Genomic DNA, 17872 nt, shown 5'->3' with positions numbered 1-17872 from the left:
GTGTGCCAGGGTCCAGTTGATCGCGCCCCGGCCGCTCCGATCAAGGGCGGCGGCCTGACGGCAGCCGGGCCGAGGGGGTCAGCCGCCGGTGCCGTGCTGCGCCAGGGTCGAGCCGGACCGCCCCTTGCGCACCTCCAGTTGGGCCGGGATCCGGTCCCGCAGCACGCCGACGTGGCTGACGATGCCGACCGCGCGGTCGCGCTCCCGCAGCCGGTCCAGCACGTCCAGGACGTCCTCCAGGGTGTCCTCGTCGAGCGAGCCGAAGCCCTCGTCGATGAACAGGGTGTCCAGCGGCATGCCCCCGGCCTCGTCGGTGACCACGTCCGCCAGGCCGAGCGCCAGCGCCAGTGAGGCGTAGAAGCTCTCGCCGCCGGACAGCGTCGAGGTGTCCCGCCGCTGCCCGGTGTGCGCGTCCAGCACGCTCAGCCCGAGACCCGACCGGCCGCCGCCCTTCGCCCGGGCGTCGCTGTGGGCCAGGGTGTAGCGGCCCTGCGACATCACCGCCAGCCGGGCCCCGGCCGCCGCCGCGACCTGCTCCAGCCGGGCCGCGAGCACGTACGTCTCCAGCGACATCCGCAGCGTGTTCCCGGCGCTGCCGCCGGACGCCAGACCGGCCATCCGGGCCGCGGTGGCGTGCTCCTCGGCCAGCGGCGCGAGTATCCGCAGCTGCTCCGCCAGCCGGGCGCCGAGCCGGTCCAGGGCGGCGCAGCGCTCCCGCGCCGAGTGCACCGCGGTATGCGCCCGCCGCAGCGCCGCCTCGGCGGCCTCCAGCGCGGACCGGACCGCGTCCGGCCGCGCGTCCGGCTGTGCGGCGGCGGCCAGCAGCTCCGGATCGGCGAGCTCGGTGCCGACCCGGGCCAGCTCGGTGTGGTGCGCCGTCACCCCGTCGCGCAGCCGGGCGGCCCGGTCGGCGGGCAGCGCCGCCGCGGTCACCGCCTCGGCGTCGGCGAAGCCCTCGCGCCGCGCCGCCTCGCGGACCTCGGCCCCGGCCCGGTCGGCGGCCTCGGCGCCGGTGGCCGCGGCCCGGGCGGCGGCCACCGCCGAGGCGAGCCGGTCGGCGAGCCGGCCCAGCTCGGCGGAGCGCTCCGCCACCGACCGGGCCCCGGCCCGGCCCTGCTCCAACTCAACCGCCAGCTCGCCCTGTTGCCGGTCCAGCGCGTCCAGCAGCGCGGTCGCGGCGGCCGCCGAACCGGCGGCCTGCCGCGACTGCGCCAACCGCCGTTCGTGCTCGCCCTCCAGCGCGTCGGCCTCCTGCCGGGCGCGGACCCCGGCGGCGGCCTCGCGCTGGGCCCGGTCGTGCTCGGCGGCCAGCGCCTCGGCCGCCTCGCGCAGCCCGGCGGCCGGACGTTCGCCGCTGACCGCGGCCAGCGCGGCCAACTGCCGACGCGGTTCCAGCAGGGAGTCCCGGGCGGCCTCGGCCGCGCGCGAGGCCTCCCGGTGGGCGCGCTCCGCCTGCTCCTCCTGCGCCCGGGTGACCTGGTCCGGACCGGCGAGCGCGGGCGCGGGGTGCTCGGCCGAACCGCAGACCGGGCAGTCGACGCCCGGGCGCAGCCCCTGCGCCAGCTCGGCGGCCATCCCGCGCAGCCGCTGCTCGCGCAGCTCCAGCCAGGACTCGTGCGCGGCCAGCGCGGACCGGCGCAGCGTCGACTCCCGCTCGACACCGACCGCGAGACGGGCCTCCAGCTCCTGCGCCCGCTCCGCCGCCAGCTGCTGCCGCCGGGCCTCGGACAGCCGCTCGGTCAGCTGCTGGACCCGCGTCTCGGCCTGCCGGGCCTGCTCCACCCGGGCCTCGGCCGCCTGCCGCAGCTCCGGCCAGCGGACCAGCCAGCCCTCGGCCTCCGCCCGCTGGGCCTCGGCGTCCTCCCGCTCGGCCTCCAGCACCCGCTGCCGCCGGGCGTCGGCGTGGAACCGCTCCTCGGCGGCCAGCAGCGACCGCAGGCCGCCCAGTTCCTCCCGCGCGGCCCGCTCGGCGGCCGAGAGCTCGTCCGCCCCGGCCGCGCGCAGCGGCTCCGGCAGCAGCGCCCGGGCCGCCCGCTGCTGCTCCGCCAGCCGTCGCCGGGCCCGCTCGGCGTCGTCCCACAGCCGGTACAGCGGCAGTACCGCGTCCGCCCGCTGGGCCCGCTCCAGCAGTGCCTCGGCCGCGGCCTGGTCCGCCGCCCGCCGCTCCAGCTCGTGCGAGCGTTCGACGGCCCGGCGGTGCCGCTGCTGCCGGTCGGCCAGCACCCCCACCGCCCGGGCCCGGTCGGCGGCCAGCCGCTGCGCGGCCCCGGCCCCGGCCAGCCAGGACTCGGCCACCGCCAGCTGCTCGCGGGCCTGGACCCGCAGCTGCGCCGCCCAACCGAGGGACTCCAGCTCGGAGCCCGGCACCAGCGGCGCGGGATCCCCGGCGGTGTCGGCCCCGGCCGCCTCGCGCACCCGCTCCAGCAGCGCGCCGATCTCGTCGCGCACCGCCTGGCAGGCCTTGTCGGTGCGCTGGCGGCGCTCCGCCAGCCATTCCTCCACCGCGCGGAAGCGAGCCGTGTCGAACAGCCGCCCGAGCAGATCGGCGCGATCCCTGGCGTCCGAGTGCAGGAAGCGCGAGAACTCGCCCTGGGGCAGCAGCACCACCTGGCAGAACTGCTCCCGGCTCATCCCGATCAGCTGCTGCACCTCGGCGCCCACCTCCTGGTGGGACTTGCTGCGGGGCTGCCAGCCCGGGGCGCCGGGCCCCTGCGCCGACCACTCGCGCAGCAGTGTCCGCGCCTTCTCCAGGGTCGAGCCGGTGCCGCGCTTCTTCGCCCTGGCCTGCTCCGGGCTGCGGGTGATCTCCAGCCGTCGGCCGCCCAGGGTGACCTCCAGCCGCACCTCGGTCCTGACCTCCGCCGAGGCGTGGTCGCTGCGCAGCCGGGTGCGCGGGCGGCTGCCGGGAACCGTGCCGTACAGGGCGTAGCAGACCGCGTCCAGCACGCTGGTCTTGCCCGCGCCGGTGGCGCCGCGCAGCAGGAACAGGCCGCCCGCCGCCAGCGCGTCGAAGTCGACGGTCTGGGTGTCGGGGAACGGGCCGAAGGCGGTCATCCGCAGCTGGTGCAGCCGCATCAGAGCTCACCCCCGGCCGCTACGGCCACGGACCGGGTCGCCTCGGCGAGCAGCGCCCGCTCCGCCTGGTCCGGGTCGCTGCCGCGCACATGCCGGACGAAGCCCAGCGCGACCTCGGTGTCGTCCCGCCCCCGGGTGCGCGCCGCGTAGGAGGGCAGGCCGTCGTCCGGGCGCAGCTCGGGCTCGAAGGCCAGCTGGAGGGTGTGCGGGAAGCACGCCCGCAGCTGCTCCATGGCGCGCTCCGGGCGGACCTGGTCGGTCAGCGTGACCTGGAGCCAGTGCTGCTCGAAGCGGCGCAGCGACGGATCGGCGAGCACCTCGGCCAGGGTGCCGCGCAGCCGGTGCAGCGGGCGCGGCACCGGGCAGTCGATCCGCCGCGCGTCGATCTCGCCGCCCGGGCCGAGGTCGACCAGCCACATGGACTTGCGGTGCTCGGCCTCGGAGAAGGAGTACGCCAGCGGCGAGCCGCTGTAGCGCAGCCGCTCGTTGATCGTCTGGCAGCCGTGCAGGTGCCCCAGCGCCGCGTAGTCGACGCCGTCGAACACCGAGGCCGGGACGCTGGGCACGCCGCCGACCGCGATGTCCCGCTCGCTGTCGCTGCTCTCGCCGCCGACCACGAAGGCGTGCGCCAGCACCACCGAGCGGGTGCCCGGCGGCCGGGCGGCCAGGTCGGCCCGGATCCGGTCCATGGCCGCGCCGAGCACCGCGCCGTGCCCGGCGCGGTCCGCGCCGAGTTCGGCGGCGACCAGCGCGGGCTCCAGGTAGGGCACGCCGTAGACGGCGACCGGACCGTGGGCGTCCGCCAGCAGCACCGGTTCCTGGCAGCGGGCGGTCTCGGTGCGCAGGTGCACCCCGGCGCGCTCGATCAGCCGGGCGGCGATGCCCAGCCGCCGGGCCGAGTCGTGGTTGCCGCTGATCAGCACGACCGGTACGGCCAGCTCCGCCAGCCGGTGCAGCGCGTGGTCGAACAGCTCGACCGCGCCGAGGCCGGGCACGGCGCGGTCGTAGACGTCCCCGGCGACCAGGACGGCGTCGACCCGCTCGGCGCGGACCGTGGCCACCAGGTGGTCCACGAAGGCGCGCTGAGCGGGGAGCAGGTCCTCCCGGTGGAGGCTGCGCCCCAGGTGCCAGTCGGAGGTGTGCAGCAGTCTCATCGCGGCGGCCTCATCACTGGCCCCCGGCCCGGGTGTGCGCCATCTCAAACCCCTCTGCCTCGGTGCTGCGCCTCGGTGCTGTGCCCCGGTGCGGTCGGCGAGGGTTCCGCCGACCGCACCGAGTATCACAGGCGCCACTGACAACCCGGGCACCCCACGGTCACCGCCCAGGTCAGCGGCCGGTGGCCGGGGCCGCCTCGGCCGGGGCCGCCTCGGCCGGGGCGGCCTCGTTCCCGCCGGTGGCGGCGACCAGGCTGTGCGGCCGGACGTGGCGGGTCAGCCCGGCCAGGGCGACCACCACGGTCAGCAGCAGCGCTCCGGCGGCGATGGCGAAGCTCAGGGTGAACTGGCTCTCCTGCGGCAGCGCCGGGATCCCGGCCGGGAGGCCGCTGATCACCTTGGAGGCGAGCAGCGAGGTGACCACCGCCGAGGCGATGGAGCTGCCGACCGAGCGGGAGATCGAGTTGATGCCGTTGGCGATGCCGGTCTGCTCCACCGGGACGCTGGCGGCGATCAGCGCGGGCATGGCGGCGTAGCCGAAGGCGATGGCGATGCCCGCGAGCATCCCGGCGATGATGACGTCGGCGGTGCTGCCGTGGCCCCAGGCCAGCCAGGCGAACCCGGCGACGCCGACCGTCGAGCCCGCGGCGAGGGTGTACCGGGCGCCGATCCGGCGCACCAGCACGCCGCCGATGGGGGCCGCGACCAGCGCGATCAGCGCGCTGGGCAGCAGGTACTCGACCGAGGCGCGCAGCACCGAGGAGGTGAAGCCGTAGCCGGCCAGCTGCTTCGGCACCTGCACGAAGTAGGAGATGCCGATGAAGGAGGTGAACGAGGCGAAGCCGACGAACAGCCCGGCGACGTTGGTGAAGGCCACCTGCCGGTGGGTGAACATCCGCATGTCCACCAGCGGGTTGGCGACCTTCAGCTCGACCAGCACCCAGACCGCCGCCATGACCACCGCGCCCACGAAGCAGCCGATGATCCGGCCCGAGCCCCAGCCCCAGGTGTGGCCCTGGGAGATGCCGAGCAGCAGCAGCACCAGGAAGACGGCGAGGGTGGTCGCGCCGAGGAAGTCGATCCGGCCGCCGACCCGGTGGCCGCCGTCCGGGACGATCCAGGCCACGGCCGCCAGCGCCAGTACGGAGATGGCGGTGGAGAACCAGAAGACCGAGTGGTAGTCGGGGTGGCTGCCCTGCGTGAGCAGGCCGGTGACCACCAGCGACAGCCCGCTGCCGAACGCCAGGGTGCTGCTGACCAGCGCCATCGCGCCGTGCAGCTTCTCCTGCGGGACCTCGTCGCGGATGATCGACAGGCCCAGCGGGAAGATCGCGGTGGCGGAGCCCTGGAGCGCCCGGGCGACGATCAGGATCCCCAGCGAGGTGGTGGTCGCGGCCAGGACCGAGCCGAGCACCATCACCACCAGCACCGCCAGCAGCGTCCGCTTCTTGCCGTGCAGGTCGCCGACCCGGCCCAGCAGCGGGGTGAACACGGCGGCGGACAGCAGGGTGGCGGTGGTGACCCAGCTGACGCCCGCCGATCCGGCGTGCAGGTCGTTGCCGAGCAGCGACAGGATCGGGATGACCTGGGTCTGCGCCATGGAGACGACCATGGCCGCGAGCCCGAGCGCGAGGATCAGCGGTGTGCTGCCCCGGCGGGCGGAGGAGGACGTGCGGGACGGGGCGAGGCTCATGGCGGGACGGAATCCTTCGGAAGGTTCATGTACTTGATGCTTTACCTACTCAAGCAATAAGACATACGTTAGGGCCGAAGGTTTAGGTAGTCAAGTTAAAAGGTTCAGGGTGAGAAGTATCCCCGGCCCGGTTCTCCGGGGTCAGTCCTCGGCGGGCGGCTTCGGGCCCAGGTGCGCCAGCACCGCGCCGAGTTCGGCCTGCACCCGGCGGTCCATCGCCAGCGAGAACTCCACGTCCACCACCGTCCGCGCCACCGGGCGCAGCCGCGCCAGCCGCTCCGCGAGCCGGGCCGTCCCCCCGGCCGACAGCTGTGCCTCCAGGCTGCTCAGCAGCTGCTTGTTCACCAGCTCCACGAACAGGTCGGCGAGCGCGTCGGCACTGGCCCGCACCCCGTGCGCGGCCTCCAGCACCGCCGCCAGCGGGACCCCCTCGGCGACCAGCGCGGCCGAGGCGTCCAGCAGCCTCCGGCTCACGTGGCTCAGCCCGTCGTCGGTGGCCTGGACGTACCCCAGCGCCGTCGCCTCGGCCAGGGTGGCGGCGTCCACCTGCCCCGAGTACGCCTCGTCCAGCTCCTCCAGGGTCAGCCCGACCGGCGTCTCCTCGGACCAGGGGGCCGCGATCGCGCCCTCCAGGCCCAGCAGTTCGGCCACGTCGCGGCCGTCCTCCCAGGCCGCGAGCAGTTCGGCGATGCCGCCGAGGGTGTGGCCGCGCTCCAGCAGGTCGGCGATGATCCGCAGCCGGGCCAGGTGGTCCTCGGTGTACCAGGCGATCCGTCCCTGCCGCCGGGGCGGCGGCAGCAGGCGGCGCTCCCGGTAGAAGCGCAGCGTCCGGACCGGGATCCCCGCCTCGCGGGCGAGGTCCTCGGTGCGGAACTCGCGCACGGGGCGCCGGTGCTCGGACGGGTCGGATGCCGGGATGTCGCTCACCCGCACGAGCGTAGTGCTCCGCGGCCGCGCGGCGGGCCGCCCCGGGCACCCGGCCGCGGCGGCCCCGGCACAATGAGCCGCATGAACGACGACCAGCACCCGCACGGACCGGACCAGCGGCCGGAGCCGACACGCCCCCCGTCACCGTCGCAGCCCGCCGACCGCTGGGTGGTACTGCTGCACGGGCGACTGGAACGGATCGAGTCGCTGCTGGCCGACCCGCAGCGGCCGCGGGCGGGCGCCCGCCCGCCCGCCTGGCAGCGGCGCACCGAGGTCGAGGCGCGCTGGGCGGTCAGTGCGTCGCTGTGCGTCGCGGTGGCGGTGCAGCTGATGCTGCCGGAGCGGCTGACGATCCACCCGCACTGGCTGCTGCCGACGCTGGAACTGGCGCTGATGGCGGCGCTGGTGGTGGCCGACCCGCGCCGCCTGCCGGAGCGCCGTTCGGCGCTGCTGCGGACGCTGGGGCTGCTGCTGGTCGCCGCCGTCAGCCTGGCCAACGGCTGGTCGGCGGTGGCGCTGGTGCGCGACCTGCTGCACGGCAGCCCCAGCGTGGGCGCGGTGACCCTGCTGATGACCGGCGGGGGCATCTGGCTGACCAACATCATCGCCTTCAGCCTCTGGTACTGGGAGTGGGACCGGGGCGGCCCGGTGGTCCGGGCCCTGGGCACCCACAAATTCCCCGACCTGCTGTTCCCGCAGATGCAGACCGAGGGGATCGCCCCGGCCGACTGGGAGCCGGCGTACCTGGACTACCTCTACGTGGCCTTCACCAACGCCACCGCCTTCAGCCCCACCGACACCATGCCGCTGTCGCGTTGGGCGAAGCTGCTGATGACCGTCCAGTCCGCGGTCTCGCTGCTGACGCTGGCGCTGATCGTGGCCCGCGCGGTGAACGTGCTCCAGTGATCCCCGGCCGCGGCGCGGCTCAGAGAGCGGCGGCGGCGGCCCGGCGGGCGGCCTTCTCCGCGCTCTCCCGCTCGTCCTCGGCCTCGGCGACCTCCAGGGTCGGGGCCGAGCCGCCGAGGTGGGCGGGCTGCCACCAGGTGTCCTCCGGGCCGCTGGGCGAGTCCGGGTAGGTGGTCTGCGCGCGGTCCAGCAGTTCGGTCATGGCGGCGCGGAGCCGCCGGGTGACCATCACCGGGCGGTCCTCGGGGGTCAGCCGAATCGGTTCTCCGACGATGATCGTGATCGGGGTGTGCCGCCGGGTCAGCGTCTTCGGCCGTCCCTTGGTCCACAGCCGCTGGGTGCCCCAGACGGCCATCGGCAGCAGCGGCACGCCCGCGTCGGCGGCCATCCGGGCCGCCCCGGTCTTGAACTTCTTCAGGGTGAACGAGCGGCTGATGGTGGCTTCGGGGAAGACGCCGACCACCTCGCCCGCCTTCAGCGCCCGGACCGCCGCGTCGTACGCGGGCTGGCCGTCGGAGCGGTCCACCGGGATGTGCTTCATGCCGCGCATCAGCGGGCCGGAGATCCGGTGCCTGAAGACGTCGTCCTTGGCCATGAAGCGGGTCTTGCGGTTACCGGCCTTGAGCGCGCCCCATCCGGCGAAGATGAAGTCGAGGTAGCTCACATGGTTGCTGACCAGGACGGCGCCGCCGGTGCGCGGCACGTTGTCGGCGCCGATGACCTCCAACTTCAGGTCGAGCGCGCGGAAAAGCGTCCGTGCCGCCCCGATGATGGGCGGGTACACAAGATCAGCCACGGTGAGGCCCTACTTCCTTCGGGCGAGTGCCCGGTCCGGTGTTTCCCATGCATGTTTCCCGAGCGGTGGCGCTGTGTCACTGCGGCCAGCACCACCAATCGGGGGAGACTGCGGTCACACCGACCGGACTCCAGCCTACTGGCCCGCAGGTCGCAACCAGTGCTGCCCCCTGCGCAGCAGCAGGTAGACCTCGCAGCCGAGGCAGTAGCCGAAGGCCGCGTTGAGGAAGGCGGCGGCCAGCGCGAGCGCGGTGGCGGCCAGTCCGAGCCAGGTCGCGCCGCTGAGGTAGCCCACCGTGCCGACCAGGGCGAAGCCCAGGCCGACGGCCTGGGCGAAGCGCGGCGGGGCCGCGTCCTCCAGCTCGGTGGGCGGCCCGAGCCGGGGGCGGACGAAGGTGCGGTAGAGCCATCCGTAGGGCGAGCGGCCCAGGCCGCCGAGCGCGCCCAGGGCGAAGACCAGCGTCTGGGCGGCCAGCAGCCAGCCGGAGCCGGTGATCAGCACCACCGCCAGCACGACGGTGGTCAGCACGGCGGCGAAGCGCGGGCCGCGGGCGTCGATCCGCGCGGGCGCGGGCGCGGCGGCTATGGACGGTGAGGGGGAGACGGGCGTGGACGAGGGCATGGCGGACTCCGGTCTGGGGACGCGCGAGGGCATGGACCCGCGGGGCATGGATGCGCGGCGAATGGGCGCGGGGGGAATGGGCGCGCGGGGGAATGGGCGCGACGGGTGGGGCGCGGTCAGCTACAGCGCGTGGCGCAGGCCCGGCACAGGTCGATGACCAGCCGCCGGGTCAGCCTCGGCGGCCGCGGCGCGCTGCTGGAGTCCATGCCGCGATGGTACGCGGCCGGTGGTGGTACCCGAGAGGCCGCGGACGGTGCATCCTTGGGGCCATGACTGGATTGGTGGTGTGCGCGGCCGTACTGGCCCTGTCGGCGGTCTTCGGCCTGTGGCGCATGCGCCGCGACGGGAGGCTGCGGGTGCGCGGGCGGGACGGCGAGGTGCGGCTCAGCGCGGAGGACCTGGGCGCGGCGCTGGGGGAGCGGGCGACGCTGGTGCAGTTCTCCTCGGCCTTCTGCGCGCCCTGCCGGGCGACCAAGCGGGTACTGGGCGAGGTGGCGCTGCTGGTCGACGGCGTGGCCCACGTGGAGATCGACGCCGAGTCGCAGCTGGACCTGGTCCGGCGGCTCGACATCCTGCGGACGCCCACGGTGCTGGTGCTGGACGCCGGTGGCGCGCTGGTGCGGCGGGCCTCGGGGCAGCCGCGCAAGGCCGACGTGATCGCCGCGCTGGGGCTCGCCGTCGACTGACGGACCGTGACCCGCCCCCGGCGGCCCGGGAACCCCCCGCGCGGTGGTCAATGGGCGCAATGTCACAGTGGCTCTGGGCTGCGCCGTGGGGATGGATGCGCTCGGGTGGGGGAGTATGAGGCCACGGCTGGTCACGGGTGTCCGGGGGCCAGTCGGCACGGCAGAGTGGCCGGGCTCGTCACGTAAGCTACTAGCGAGTAGCATGGGATTAGTTACTCGCGAGTATGCTTCCGGGGAATCCGGTCGGCGGGACGCGCTGGAACCAGGCGCGCCCCCCTGCCTGAGCGACAGATGCCGGATGTGACCAGTACCAGTACAGGAGACAGGCCGTGAGCTTGAGGATCGTTGTCTGTGTGAAGTACGTGCCCGACGCGACCGGTGACCGTCGCTTCGCCGACGACACCACGACCGACCGGGATTCCGTCGACGGGCTCCTTTCGGAGCTGGACGAGTACGGCGTGGAGCAGGCGCTGAAGATCGCCGAGGCCTCCGGCGACGCCGAGGTGACCGTGCTGACGGTCGGCCCCGACGACGCCAAGGACGCCCTGCGGAAGGCCCTGTCCATGGGCGCCGACAAGGCCGTCCACGTCAACGACGACGACATCCACGGCACCGACGTGATCGGCACCTCCGCCATCCTGGCCAAGGCGATCGAGAAGACCGGCTTCGACCTGGTCGTCTGCGGCATGGCCTCCACCGACGGCACCATGGGCGTGGTCCCCGCGCTGCTGGCCGAGCGCCTGGCCGTGCCGCAGGTCACCCTGCTCTCCGAGGTCACCGTGCAGGACGGCACCGTGCGCGGACGCCGCGACGGGGACGCGGCCACCGAGCTGCTGGAGGCCGCCCTGCCCGCCGTGGTCTCGGTCACCGACCAGTCCGGCGAGGCCCGTTACCCGTCCTTCAAGGGCATCATGGCCGCCAAGAAGAAGCCGGTGACCTCGCTGGACCTGGACGACCTGGGCATCGACGCGGAGGAGGTCGGCCTGGCCGGCGCCTGGACCGCGGTGGAGACCATCGTCGCCCGTCCGGCGCGCACCGCGGGCACGATCGTCAAGGACGAGGGCGAGGGCGGCAAGCAGCTGGCTGCCTTCCTGGCCGCGCAGAAGTTCATCTGAGCCCAGCGCTCACCACATCCTTCACGACACATCATTTCTGGAGAGCCGAGCAATGGGTGAAGTCCTCGTCCTGGTCGACCACGTCGAGGGGGCCGTGCGCAAGCCGACCCTCGAACTGCTGACCCTGGCCCGCCGCATCGGCGAGCCCTCCGCCGTCCTCCTCGGGGCCGGTGCCGCCGCGGCCGACCTGGCCGCGAAGCTCGGCGAGTACGGCGCGGCCAAGGTGTACGCCGCCGACGCCGCCGAGTTCGCCGACTACCTGGTGGTGCCCAAGGTCGACGCCCTGGAGCAGATCGCCAAGGCCGCCGGGACCCCGGCCGCCGTGCTGGTCACCTCCTCCGGGGAGGGCAAGGAGATCGCCGCCCGGCTGGCCCTGCGGCTGGGCTCCGGCGTGATCACCGACGCCGTCGACCTCAACTCGGGTGACAGCGGCCCGGTCGCCACCCAGGCGGCGTTCGCCGCCTCGTTCACCACCACCTCGCGGGTCTCCCACGGCGTCCCGGTGATCACCGTCAAGCCCAACGCCACCAGCCCGGAGGCCGCTCCGGCCGCGGGCGCGGTCGAGACCGTCACCGTGGCGTTCTCCGCCACCGCCACCGGTACCAAGGTCACCTCGCGCACCCCGCGCGTGTCCACCGGCCGCCCGGAGCTGACCGAGGCCGCGATCGTGGTCTCCGGCGGCCGCGGCGTCGGCGCGGCCGAGGGCTTCGGCGTGGTCGAGGAGCTGGCCGACTCGCTCGGCGCGGCCGTCGGCGCCTCCCGCGCCGCCGTCGACGCCGGGTGGTACCCGCACAGCAACCAGGTCGGCCAGACCGGCAAGCAGGTCTCGCCGCAGCTCTACATCGCCAACGGCATCTCCGGCGCGATCCAGCACCGGGCCGGCATGCAGACCTCGAAGACCATCGTCGCCGTCAACAAGGACGCCGAGGCCCCGATCTTCGAGCTCGCCGACTACGGCGTGGTCGGCGACCTCTTCAACGTGCTGCCGCAGCTGACCGCCGAGGTCAAGGCCCGCAAGGGCTGACCCCGGCCGCCCGACCGGGCTGAGCCGTAGATCACACCCCGAAGGGCCCCGACTGCTCCGGCAGCAGGGGCCCTTCGGCGTAGGGTCGCGGCAGGTCACGGACGAGGAGGCGCAGTGGGCTTGCTGGACGCACTGGACGGTCGCCATGGCGACGCGCCCGACGCGGTGTCGGTCGACGGGGTAGCGCTCTCGCGCGAACAACTCCGGTCGGCGGCAGGCGCGCTGGCCGCGCGGATCGCCGGGGCCCCGGCGCTCGCGGTGCTCGCCCGGCCGACGCTGGAGACGGTGGTGGCGACCGTCGCCGGGCTGCTCGCGGGCGTCCCGGTGGTCCCGGTGCCGCCGGACGCCGGGCCCAAGGAACGCGAGCACATCCTGCGCGACTCGGCCGCGCCGCTGCTCGCGGTCGCCGCCCGGGACGCCGACACCGAGGCCTACGGCGCCCGGACGCTGACTGTCGACCCGGCCGAACGCGGCGACGCCCCGGCCGAACCGGCGGGCGGCACCGCCTTCATCCTCTACACCTCGGGCACCACCGGCGCGCCCAAGGGCGTACTGCTCAGCCGGGACGCGGTCGCCGCCGGGCTGGACGGCCTGGCCGACGCCTGGGCCTGGACCCCCGAGGACACCCTGGTCCACGGGCTGCCGCTGTTCCACGTGCACGGCCTGATCCTCGGCGCGCTGGGCCCGCTGCGGGTCGGCGGCGCGCTGGTGCACACCGGTCGGCCCACGCCCGAGGCGTACGCGGCGGCGGGCGGATCGCTGTACTTCGGCGTGCCCACGGTCTGGTCGCGGGTGGCCGCCGACGGCTCCGCGGCCCGGGCGCTGGCCCCGGCCCGGCTGCTGGTCTCCGGCAGCGCGCCGCTGCCGGTGCCGGTGTTCGAGCGGCTGGCCGCGCTGACCGGGCACGCCCCGGTGGAGCGCTACGGCATGACCGAGACCCTGATCACCCTCAGTACCCGCGCGGACGGCGAGCGCCGACCCGGCAGCGTCGGCCTGCCGCTGGCCGGGGTGCGCACCCGGCTGCTGGCCGAGGACGGCTCCCCGGCGCCGCACGACGCCGAGACCGTCGGCGAGTTGCAGGTCTCCGGCCCCACCCTGAGCGACGGCTACCTGCACCGCCCGGACGCCGACGCCGAGTCGCGGACCCCGGACGGCTGGTTCCGCACCGGCGACGTCGCGGTGATCGGCCCGGACGGCTTCCACCGGATCGTCGGCCGGGCCTCGGTCGACCTGATCAAGAGCGGCGGGTTCCGGATCGGCGCGGGCGAGGTCGAGGCCGCGCTGCGGGACCACCCGGCGGTCGCCGACGCGGCCGTGATCGGCGCGCCGGACGCCGACCTCGGGCAGGCGGTGGTCGCCTACGTGATCCCGGCCGGCGAGGTCAGCGGCGGCGAACTGACCGCCTTCGTGGCCGAACGGCTCTCGGTGCACAAGCGCCCGCGCCGGGTGGTGCTGGTCGAGGAACTGCCCCGGAACGCCATGGGCAAGGTGCTGAAGAAGCGACTGCTGGAACTGGAGGGCTGAACAGCGGCGGGGCCGTTCTGCCGTCGCTGACGTCCGGCCGCTCGCTGCGTAGGATGCCCGGAGCGGCCGGCGACGAGGGGGCAGAACCGTGATTGTCTGGGTCAACGGCACATACGGCGTCGGAAAGTCGGCCACGGCCCGGGAGTTGAGAGAGCTGCTGCCCGGCAGCACGCTGTTCGAGCCGGAGACGGTCGCCGCCGGACTGCGGCAACTACTGCCGCCCGCAGGCCAGGACGCGGTGACGGACATTCAGGACCACGCCTCCTGGCGGCAGTTGGTCCCGGCGGCGGCGGTGGCGCTGCTGGCGGAGCTGCCCGGACCGCTGATCGTGCCGACGGCGCTGCTGCGCCAGGACCACCGGGACGAGATCTTCGGCACGGTCGCGGCCCGCCGGGTCCCGGTGCACCATGTGCTGCTGCACGCCGAGGAAACGATCCTGCGGAAGCGGATCGAGGCCGACGAGACCGAGTCCGCGGCCACCCGGCAGTGGCGGCTCGACCAGCTGGCCGACTACCGGCGCGCCCGCTCCTGGCTGCTCCAGGACGCGGCGTTGGTGGACAGCACCGAACTGACGCCCCGTCAAGCGGCGGAGCGGATAGCCGACATCGTACGCTCCGGGGCCGCCCGATGTCCGATCGTGGAGCACTCGGTGCACACCGGGGACACCGTGGCGGCGGCGGTGCTGCTCTTCGACGACCAGGACCGGGTGCTGCTGGTGGACCCGGTCTACAAGCCCGGCTGGGAGTTCCCCGGCGGCGTGGTCGAGGACGGCGAGCAGCCCTCGCTGGCCGCCACCCGCGAAGTGGCCGAGGAACTGGGCATCCCGCTCGACCCCACCCGGCTGCGGCTGCTGGTCACCGACTGGGAGCCGCACCGGGGGCCGCGCACCGGCGGCCTGCGCCTGGTCTTCGACGGCGGACGGCTCACCCCCGGGCAGTCGGCGGCGGTCGCGCTCCAGGCCGAGGAGTTGCGCGGCTGGCGGTTCACCAGCGAGGCGGAGTGGCGCGCGCTGCTCCCGGAGAGCAAGCGCCGGCGGCTCGCCGCCGCGCTGCGGGCCAAGGCCGCCGCCGAGGTCCGCTACCTGGAGGCCGGGACCGCCGTCGGCGACAGCTGAACCCACCACCGGCAGCCGGGACCGCTGTGCGGGCGGGGGCCGCAGCGGGCAGGATGGGGCCGTGCCGTTCACCTTCAGCCACCCCGCCGCCGTCCTGCCCTTCCTGCCGCCGCCGCGGGACGGCCGCCCGCACGGCCCGCTGATCGCCTCCGCTCTCGTCGCCGGATCGCTCGCGCCCGACCTCCCGTACTTCGCGCAGTCGTTGCTCCCGGGCAGCTACGGCATCGGCGCGGCCACCCACCGCGCCTGGGCCGTGGCCACGCTGGACGTCGCCATCGCCGCCGGACTGGTCGGCGCCTGGCACGGGCTGCTGCGCGAGCCGCTGGTGGCGCTGCTGCCGGAGCCCTGGGCCGACCGCGCGGAGGCCCTGACCGCCCCGGTCGGCAAGCGCGACCCCTACGACGCCGCCTGGTTCACCGCCTCCGCCGCGCTCGGCGCGCTCACCCACGTCGGCTGGGACGCCTTCACCCATGTCGGCCGGGTCGGCGAGCGACTCGTCCCGGCGCTGCGCCGGGAGGTGGCCGGGGTGCCGGTGCCGCTGGCACTGCAGTGGTCCACCTCGGCGATCGGCCTCGGCCTGCTCGCCGCCGACGGCGGGCGGCGGCTGCGCGCGGCGACCCCGGTGCCGCGCCGGATCACCCTGCGGCCCGCCGTCCGCCGCGGCGCCACCGCGTTCATCGGCGCCGGCGCGGCGGTCGGCGCGCTGCACCGGCTGGCCCGGGAGGCCCCGCGCGGCGGCGGCAGGCCCTCGCTGTCCAGCCTGGTGGCCACCGTCAGCTTCGGCGGCGGGGCCGGGGCCGCCGCCGCGGCCACCGCCTACGCGCTGGCCGCCCGGGTCACCCTCGGCCCGCCGCCGCGCCGCCCCGAGCCGCCCGACGCTGCCGCCGCCCCAGCGGCGCTCAGGAGGCCGGGACCTGGAGCCGGTCCCAGCTGAGGAGGCCGGGCGGCCAGGTCGCCGCGGCCCCGACGAAGCCGCACTTGCGCTGCCAGGCCTCGTAGCTGCTGATGTCGCCGCTGCCGATGACGTCCTTGTCGAGCGTCGACTTGTAGCGGTCGCAGCCCACCGCCACCAGCCGGTCGTGCATCCGGCCGATGATCGGCGACACCCGGCCGACCTGGAACCAGTCCGCGCCCGGGTACGGCTGGTAGGCGTCGGCCGGGGGCTTCGGCGCGGGCACGGCCGCCCACTGCCGCATCGCCTCGACGCTGGGGAAGTCGGCCACGTCGTGGTCGACGCCGCTGACGCCCCACTGGTGGATGACCCACGGGTGCTCCACCGCGGGCTGCCCGGCCGGTGAGTCCGGGTCGGCGATCCACAGGCCGTCGCCGCAGTCCGAGGTGGTGTCGACGGTCTTCCAGAACGTCAGATCGCAGTACAGTCCGACGCGGTGGTCCGGCCGCAGCGCCTTGACCGCGGCCAGCATCGCGTCCTTCTCGGCGCCGCTGGCACTGGTACCGGCCGTGGTCGTCTCCCAGTCGATCCACAGCGTGTCACCGGGCACACTGCCGCACTTGGTGACGAACCACTGCGCCTGCGCCTCGATGTCGCCCGGCCACAGGAAGTGGTACCAGCCCACCAGCAGGCCCCCGGCCCGGGCGTGCGCGGCCTGGGCGGCCTGGACCGAACTGACGAAGGTGGTCCCCTCGGTGGCCTTCACCAACGCGAACGAAGCACCGGACAGGTCCGGTGCCGGGCCCTGGTAGTCGGAGACGTCGATACCGCTTATCGTCATGCGCGAGCTCCCCTCAACTGCGTCCGTGCGCGAGAGGTTATCGGGCCCGCCCGCCCGAGTTCAGCCGGGCCGCCGGACCGGTTCCGAGGTGGCCGCCCGGGACCGGCAACCGGCCGCCCGGCCGCCGGTTGACGCAGGTCCGGGGGTGATGGCGGCTAATATGAGGAAGCGTGACGCAGACCCAGGGCCCCAGCGGCGAGCAGAACCCGACCAGCGACGACCCCAGCGACGACCCCAGCGAGGACGCGTCCGCGCACCGCCTCGCCGCCGAGGGCCGCGACCGCGACGAGCCGGAGGCGGACGAACTCGGCGGTGTCTGGGACGTCGTGGTCGTCGGCGCCGGTCCCGCCGGATCCTCGGCCGCCTACGCGGCGGCCTCCGCCCCGGGCGCCGAGGGGCGGCGGGTGCTGCTGCTCGACAAGGCGGCCCCGCCCCGCTACAAGACCTGCGGCGGCGGCATCATCGGCCCCTCCCGGGACGCCCTGCCGCCCGGCTTCCAGCTCCCGCTCAAGGACCGGGTCCACGCCATCACCTTCACCATGGACGGCAAACTGCCGCGCACCCGCCGCTCCCAGCGGATGCTCTTCGGCCTGGTCAACCGGGACGAGTTCGACGAGCGGCTGGTCCAGTGCGCGGAGAAGGCGGGCGCGGTGCCGGCCACGGGCGTCGCCGTCAGCGGCCTGCGGCCGGAGCCGGACGGCCTGGTCACCGTCATCCTCCAGGACGGCCGCAGCGTGCTCGCCCGCAGCGTGGTCGGCGCGGACGGCAGCGCCGGACGCACCGGCGCGCACGTCGGGGTCACCTTCGACCAGGTGGACCTCGGCCTGGAGGCGGAGATCCCGGTCCCGCCGGAGGTCGCCGCGCAGTGGACCGGTCGGGTCCTGCTGGACTGGGGCTCGATCTCCGGCTCCTACGGCTGGGTCTTCCCCAAGGGCGACAGCCTCACCGTCGGCGTGATCGCCGCCCGGGGCAAGGGCGCGGAGACCCGGGCCTACCTCAAGGAGTTCATCACCCGGCTCGGCCTGGCCGGGTTCGAGCCGTCGATCGAGTCCGGCCACCTCACCCGCTGCCGCGCCGACGACTCGCCGCTGGCCAAGGGCCGGGTGCTGGTCGCGGGCGACGCGGCGGGCCTGCTGGAGCCGTGGACCCGGGAGGGCATCTCCTACGCGCTGCGCTCGGGCCGGCTCGCCGGGGAGTGGGCGGTGCGGGTCGCCGCGGCGCAGGACCCGACCGAGGTGAACCGGCAGGCCCTCGGCTACACCTCCGCCATCAGGGCCGACCTGGGCCAGGAGATGCGCATCGGCCGCAAGCTGATGTCCGCGTTCGAGCGCCGCCCGCGCGCCTTCCACATCGCCGCGATCGGACTGCGCCCGGCGTGGCGGGCCTTCGCCCGGGTCACCCAGGGGCACACCACCTTTGCCGGGCTGGCGCGTTCGCACGGTCTCGGACGGCAGACCCTGATGATGCTGATCCGCCGCTGAGACCCCCGGCCACGACCCCGGGG

At 75.1% G+C, this 17872-nt stretch carries 15 protein-coding genes; 8 read left to right on the top strand and 7 right to left on the bottom strand.

Translation table 11 applies throughout. From position 1 onward, the window contains the following. Positions 1-78: 78 nt before the first annotated feature. From GXP74_RS24345 to GXP74_RS24330, 4 genes are all read right to left on the bottom strand, one after another. A complete protein-coding gene (locus GXP74_RS24345) occupies positions 79-3075 on the bottom strand; it encodes an AAA family ATPase (RefSeq protein ID WP_182453374.1) in 2997 nt (998 codons plus the stop codon). Next, entirely contained in the window at positions 3075-4229 is a 1155-nt protein-coding gene (locus GXP74_RS24340) for an exonuclease SbcCD subunit D (RefSeq protein WP_182453373.1), read from the bottom strand. The genes GXP74_RS24345 and GXP74_RS24340 overlap by 1 nt, the downstream gene beginning before the upstream one ends. A gap of 172 nt (positions 4230-4401) precedes the next feature. Beyond that, a complete protein-coding gene (locus GXP74_RS24335) occupies positions 4402-5922 on the bottom strand; it encodes an MFS transporter (RefSeq protein ID WP_182453372.1) in 1521 nt (506 codons plus the stop codon). Positions 5923-6063: 141 nt separating this feature from the next. Next, entirely contained in the window at positions 6064-6849 is a 786-nt protein-coding gene (locus tag GXP74_RS24330) for a MerR family transcriptional regulator (RefSeq protein WP_182453371.1), read from the bottom strand. 81 nt (positions 6850-6930) lie between these two features. Here GXP74_RS24330 and GXP74_RS24325 point away from each other — a divergent pair, with 81 nt between their 5' ends. Beyond that, the gene (locus tag GXP74_RS24325) at positions 6931-7755 is read left to right on the top strand and encodes a DUF1345 domain-containing protein (protein WP_225448146.1); all 825 of its coding nucleotides are present in this window, start codon (positions 6931-6933) and stop codon (positions 7753-7755) included. Between the two features lie 19 nt (positions 7756-7774). Here GXP74_RS24325 and GXP74_RS24320 read toward each other — a convergent pair whose 3' ends face one another. After that, on the bottom strand, positions 7775-8551 hold the full coding sequence (locus tag GXP74_RS24320; protein WP_182453370.1) for a 1-acyl-sn-glycerol-3-phosphate acyltransferase: 777 nt from the start codon (positions 8549-8551) through the stop codon (positions 7775-7777). A gap of 135 nt (positions 8552-8686) precedes the next feature. Continuing rightward, positions 8687-9172, bottom strand: coding sequence for a DUF4395 domain-containing protein (locus tag GXP74_RS24315; protein WP_182453369.1), 486 nt, complete (start codon positions 9170-9172; stop codon positions 8687-8689). A gap of 269 nt (positions 9173-9441) precedes the next feature. Here GXP74_RS24315 and GXP74_RS24310 point away from each other — a divergent pair, with 269 nt between their 5' ends. From GXP74_RS24310 to GXP74_RS24285, 6 genes are all read left to right on the top strand, one after another. Then, a complete protein-coding gene (locus GXP74_RS24310; protein WP_182453368.1) occupies positions 9442-9858 on the top strand; it encodes a thioredoxin family protein in 417 nt (138 codons plus the stop codon). A gap of 329 nt (positions 9859-10187) precedes the next feature. Next, the gene (locus tag GXP74_RS24305; RefSeq protein WP_182453367.1) at positions 10188-10973 is read left to right on the top strand and encodes an electron transfer flavoprotein subunit beta/FixA family protein; all 786 of its coding nucleotides are present in this window, start codon (positions 10188-10190) and stop codon (positions 10971-10973) included. A gap of 52 nt (positions 10974-11025) precedes the next feature. Next, positions 11026-11997 carry an electron transfer flavoprotein subunit alpha/FixB family protein gene (locus GXP74_RS24300; RefSeq protein WP_182453366.1) on the top strand — a complete coding sequence of 324 codons (972 nt, stop codon included), beginning with the start codon at positions 11026-11028 and terminating at the stop codon, positions 11995-11997. A 114-nt stretch (positions 11998-12111) separates the two neighbouring features. Continuing rightward, positions 12112-13521, top strand: a complete 1410-nt coding sequence (locus GXP74_RS24295) for an acyl-CoA synthetase (protein ID WP_182453365.1) — start codon at positions 12112-12114, stop codon at positions 13519-13521. 88 nt (positions 13522-13609) lie between these two features. Further along, positions 13610-14635, top strand: a complete 1026-nt coding sequence (locus tag GXP74_RS24290) for an NUDIX domain-containing protein (RefSeq protein WP_182453364.1) — start codon at positions 13610-13612, stop codon at positions 14633-14635. Positions 14636-14696: 61 nt separating this feature from the next. Continuing rightward, a complete protein-coding gene (locus GXP74_RS24285; RefSeq protein WP_182453363.1) occupies positions 14697-15569 on the top strand; it encodes a DUF4184 family protein in 873 nt (290 codons plus the stop codon). On the opposite strand, the gene GXP74_RS24280 is transcribed toward GXP74_RS24285, so the two are convergent. After that, on the bottom strand, positions 15535-16368 hold the full coding sequence (locus GXP74_RS24280) for a GH25 family lysozyme (RefSeq protein ID WP_182453362.1): 834 nt from the start codon (positions 16366-16368) through the stop codon (positions 15535-15537). The genes GXP74_RS24285 and GXP74_RS24280 overlap by 35 nt on opposite strands. 170 nt (positions 16369-16538) lie before the next feature. On the opposite strand from GXP74_RS24280, the gene GXP74_RS24275 reads away from it, so the two are divergent. Beyond that, positions 16539-17849, top strand: a complete 1311-nt coding sequence (locus GXP74_RS24275; protein WP_182453361.1) for a geranylgeranyl reductase family protein — start codon at positions 16539-16541, stop codon at positions 17847-17849. The last annotated feature ends 23 nt before the right edge of the window (positions 17850-17872 follow it).

Origin of the sequence: Streptacidiphilus sp. P02-A3a (assembly GCF_014084105.1) — a bacterium.
GTDB lineage: Bacteria > Actinomycetota > Actinomycetes > Streptomycetales > Streptomycetaceae > Streptacidiphilus.
Note: the sequence above shows the minus strand (reverse complement) of the source record. Positions and strands in the feature narration are given on the sequence as shown.

Coding starts and splice junctions, on each gene's coding strand:
- GXP74_RS24325 (WP_225448146.1), top strand. CDS start 6,931: ATGAACGACGACCAGCACCCGCACGGACCGGACCAGCGGCCGGAGCCG.
- GXP74_RS24340 (WP_182453373.1), bottom strand. CDS start 4,229: ATGAGACTGCTGCACACCTCCGACTGGCACCTGGGGCGCAGCCTCCAC.
- GXP74_RS24280 (WP_182453362.1), bottom strand. CDS start 16,368: ATGACGATAAGCGGTATCGACGTCTCCGACTACCAGGGCCCGGCACCG.
- GXP74_RS24310 (WP_182453368.1), top strand. CDS start 9,442: ATGACTGGATTGGTGGTGTGCGCGGCCGTACTGGCCCTGTCGGCGGTC.
- GXP74_RS24300 (WP_182453366.1), top strand. CDS start 11,026: ATGGGTGAAGTCCTCGTCCTGGTCGACCACGTCGAGGGGGCCGTGCGC.
- GXP74_RS24335 (WP_182453372.1), bottom strand. CDS start 5,922: ATGAGCCTCGCCCCGTCCCGCACGTCCTCCTCCGCCCGCCGGGGCAGC.
- GXP74_RS24315 (WP_182453369.1), bottom strand. CDS start 9,172: ATGCCCTCGTCCACGCCCGTCTCCCCCTCACCGTCCATAGCCGCCGCG.
- GXP74_RS24345 (WP_182453374.1), bottom strand. CDS start 3,075: ATGCGGCTGCACCAGCTGCGGATGACCGCCTTCGGCCCGTTCCCCGAC.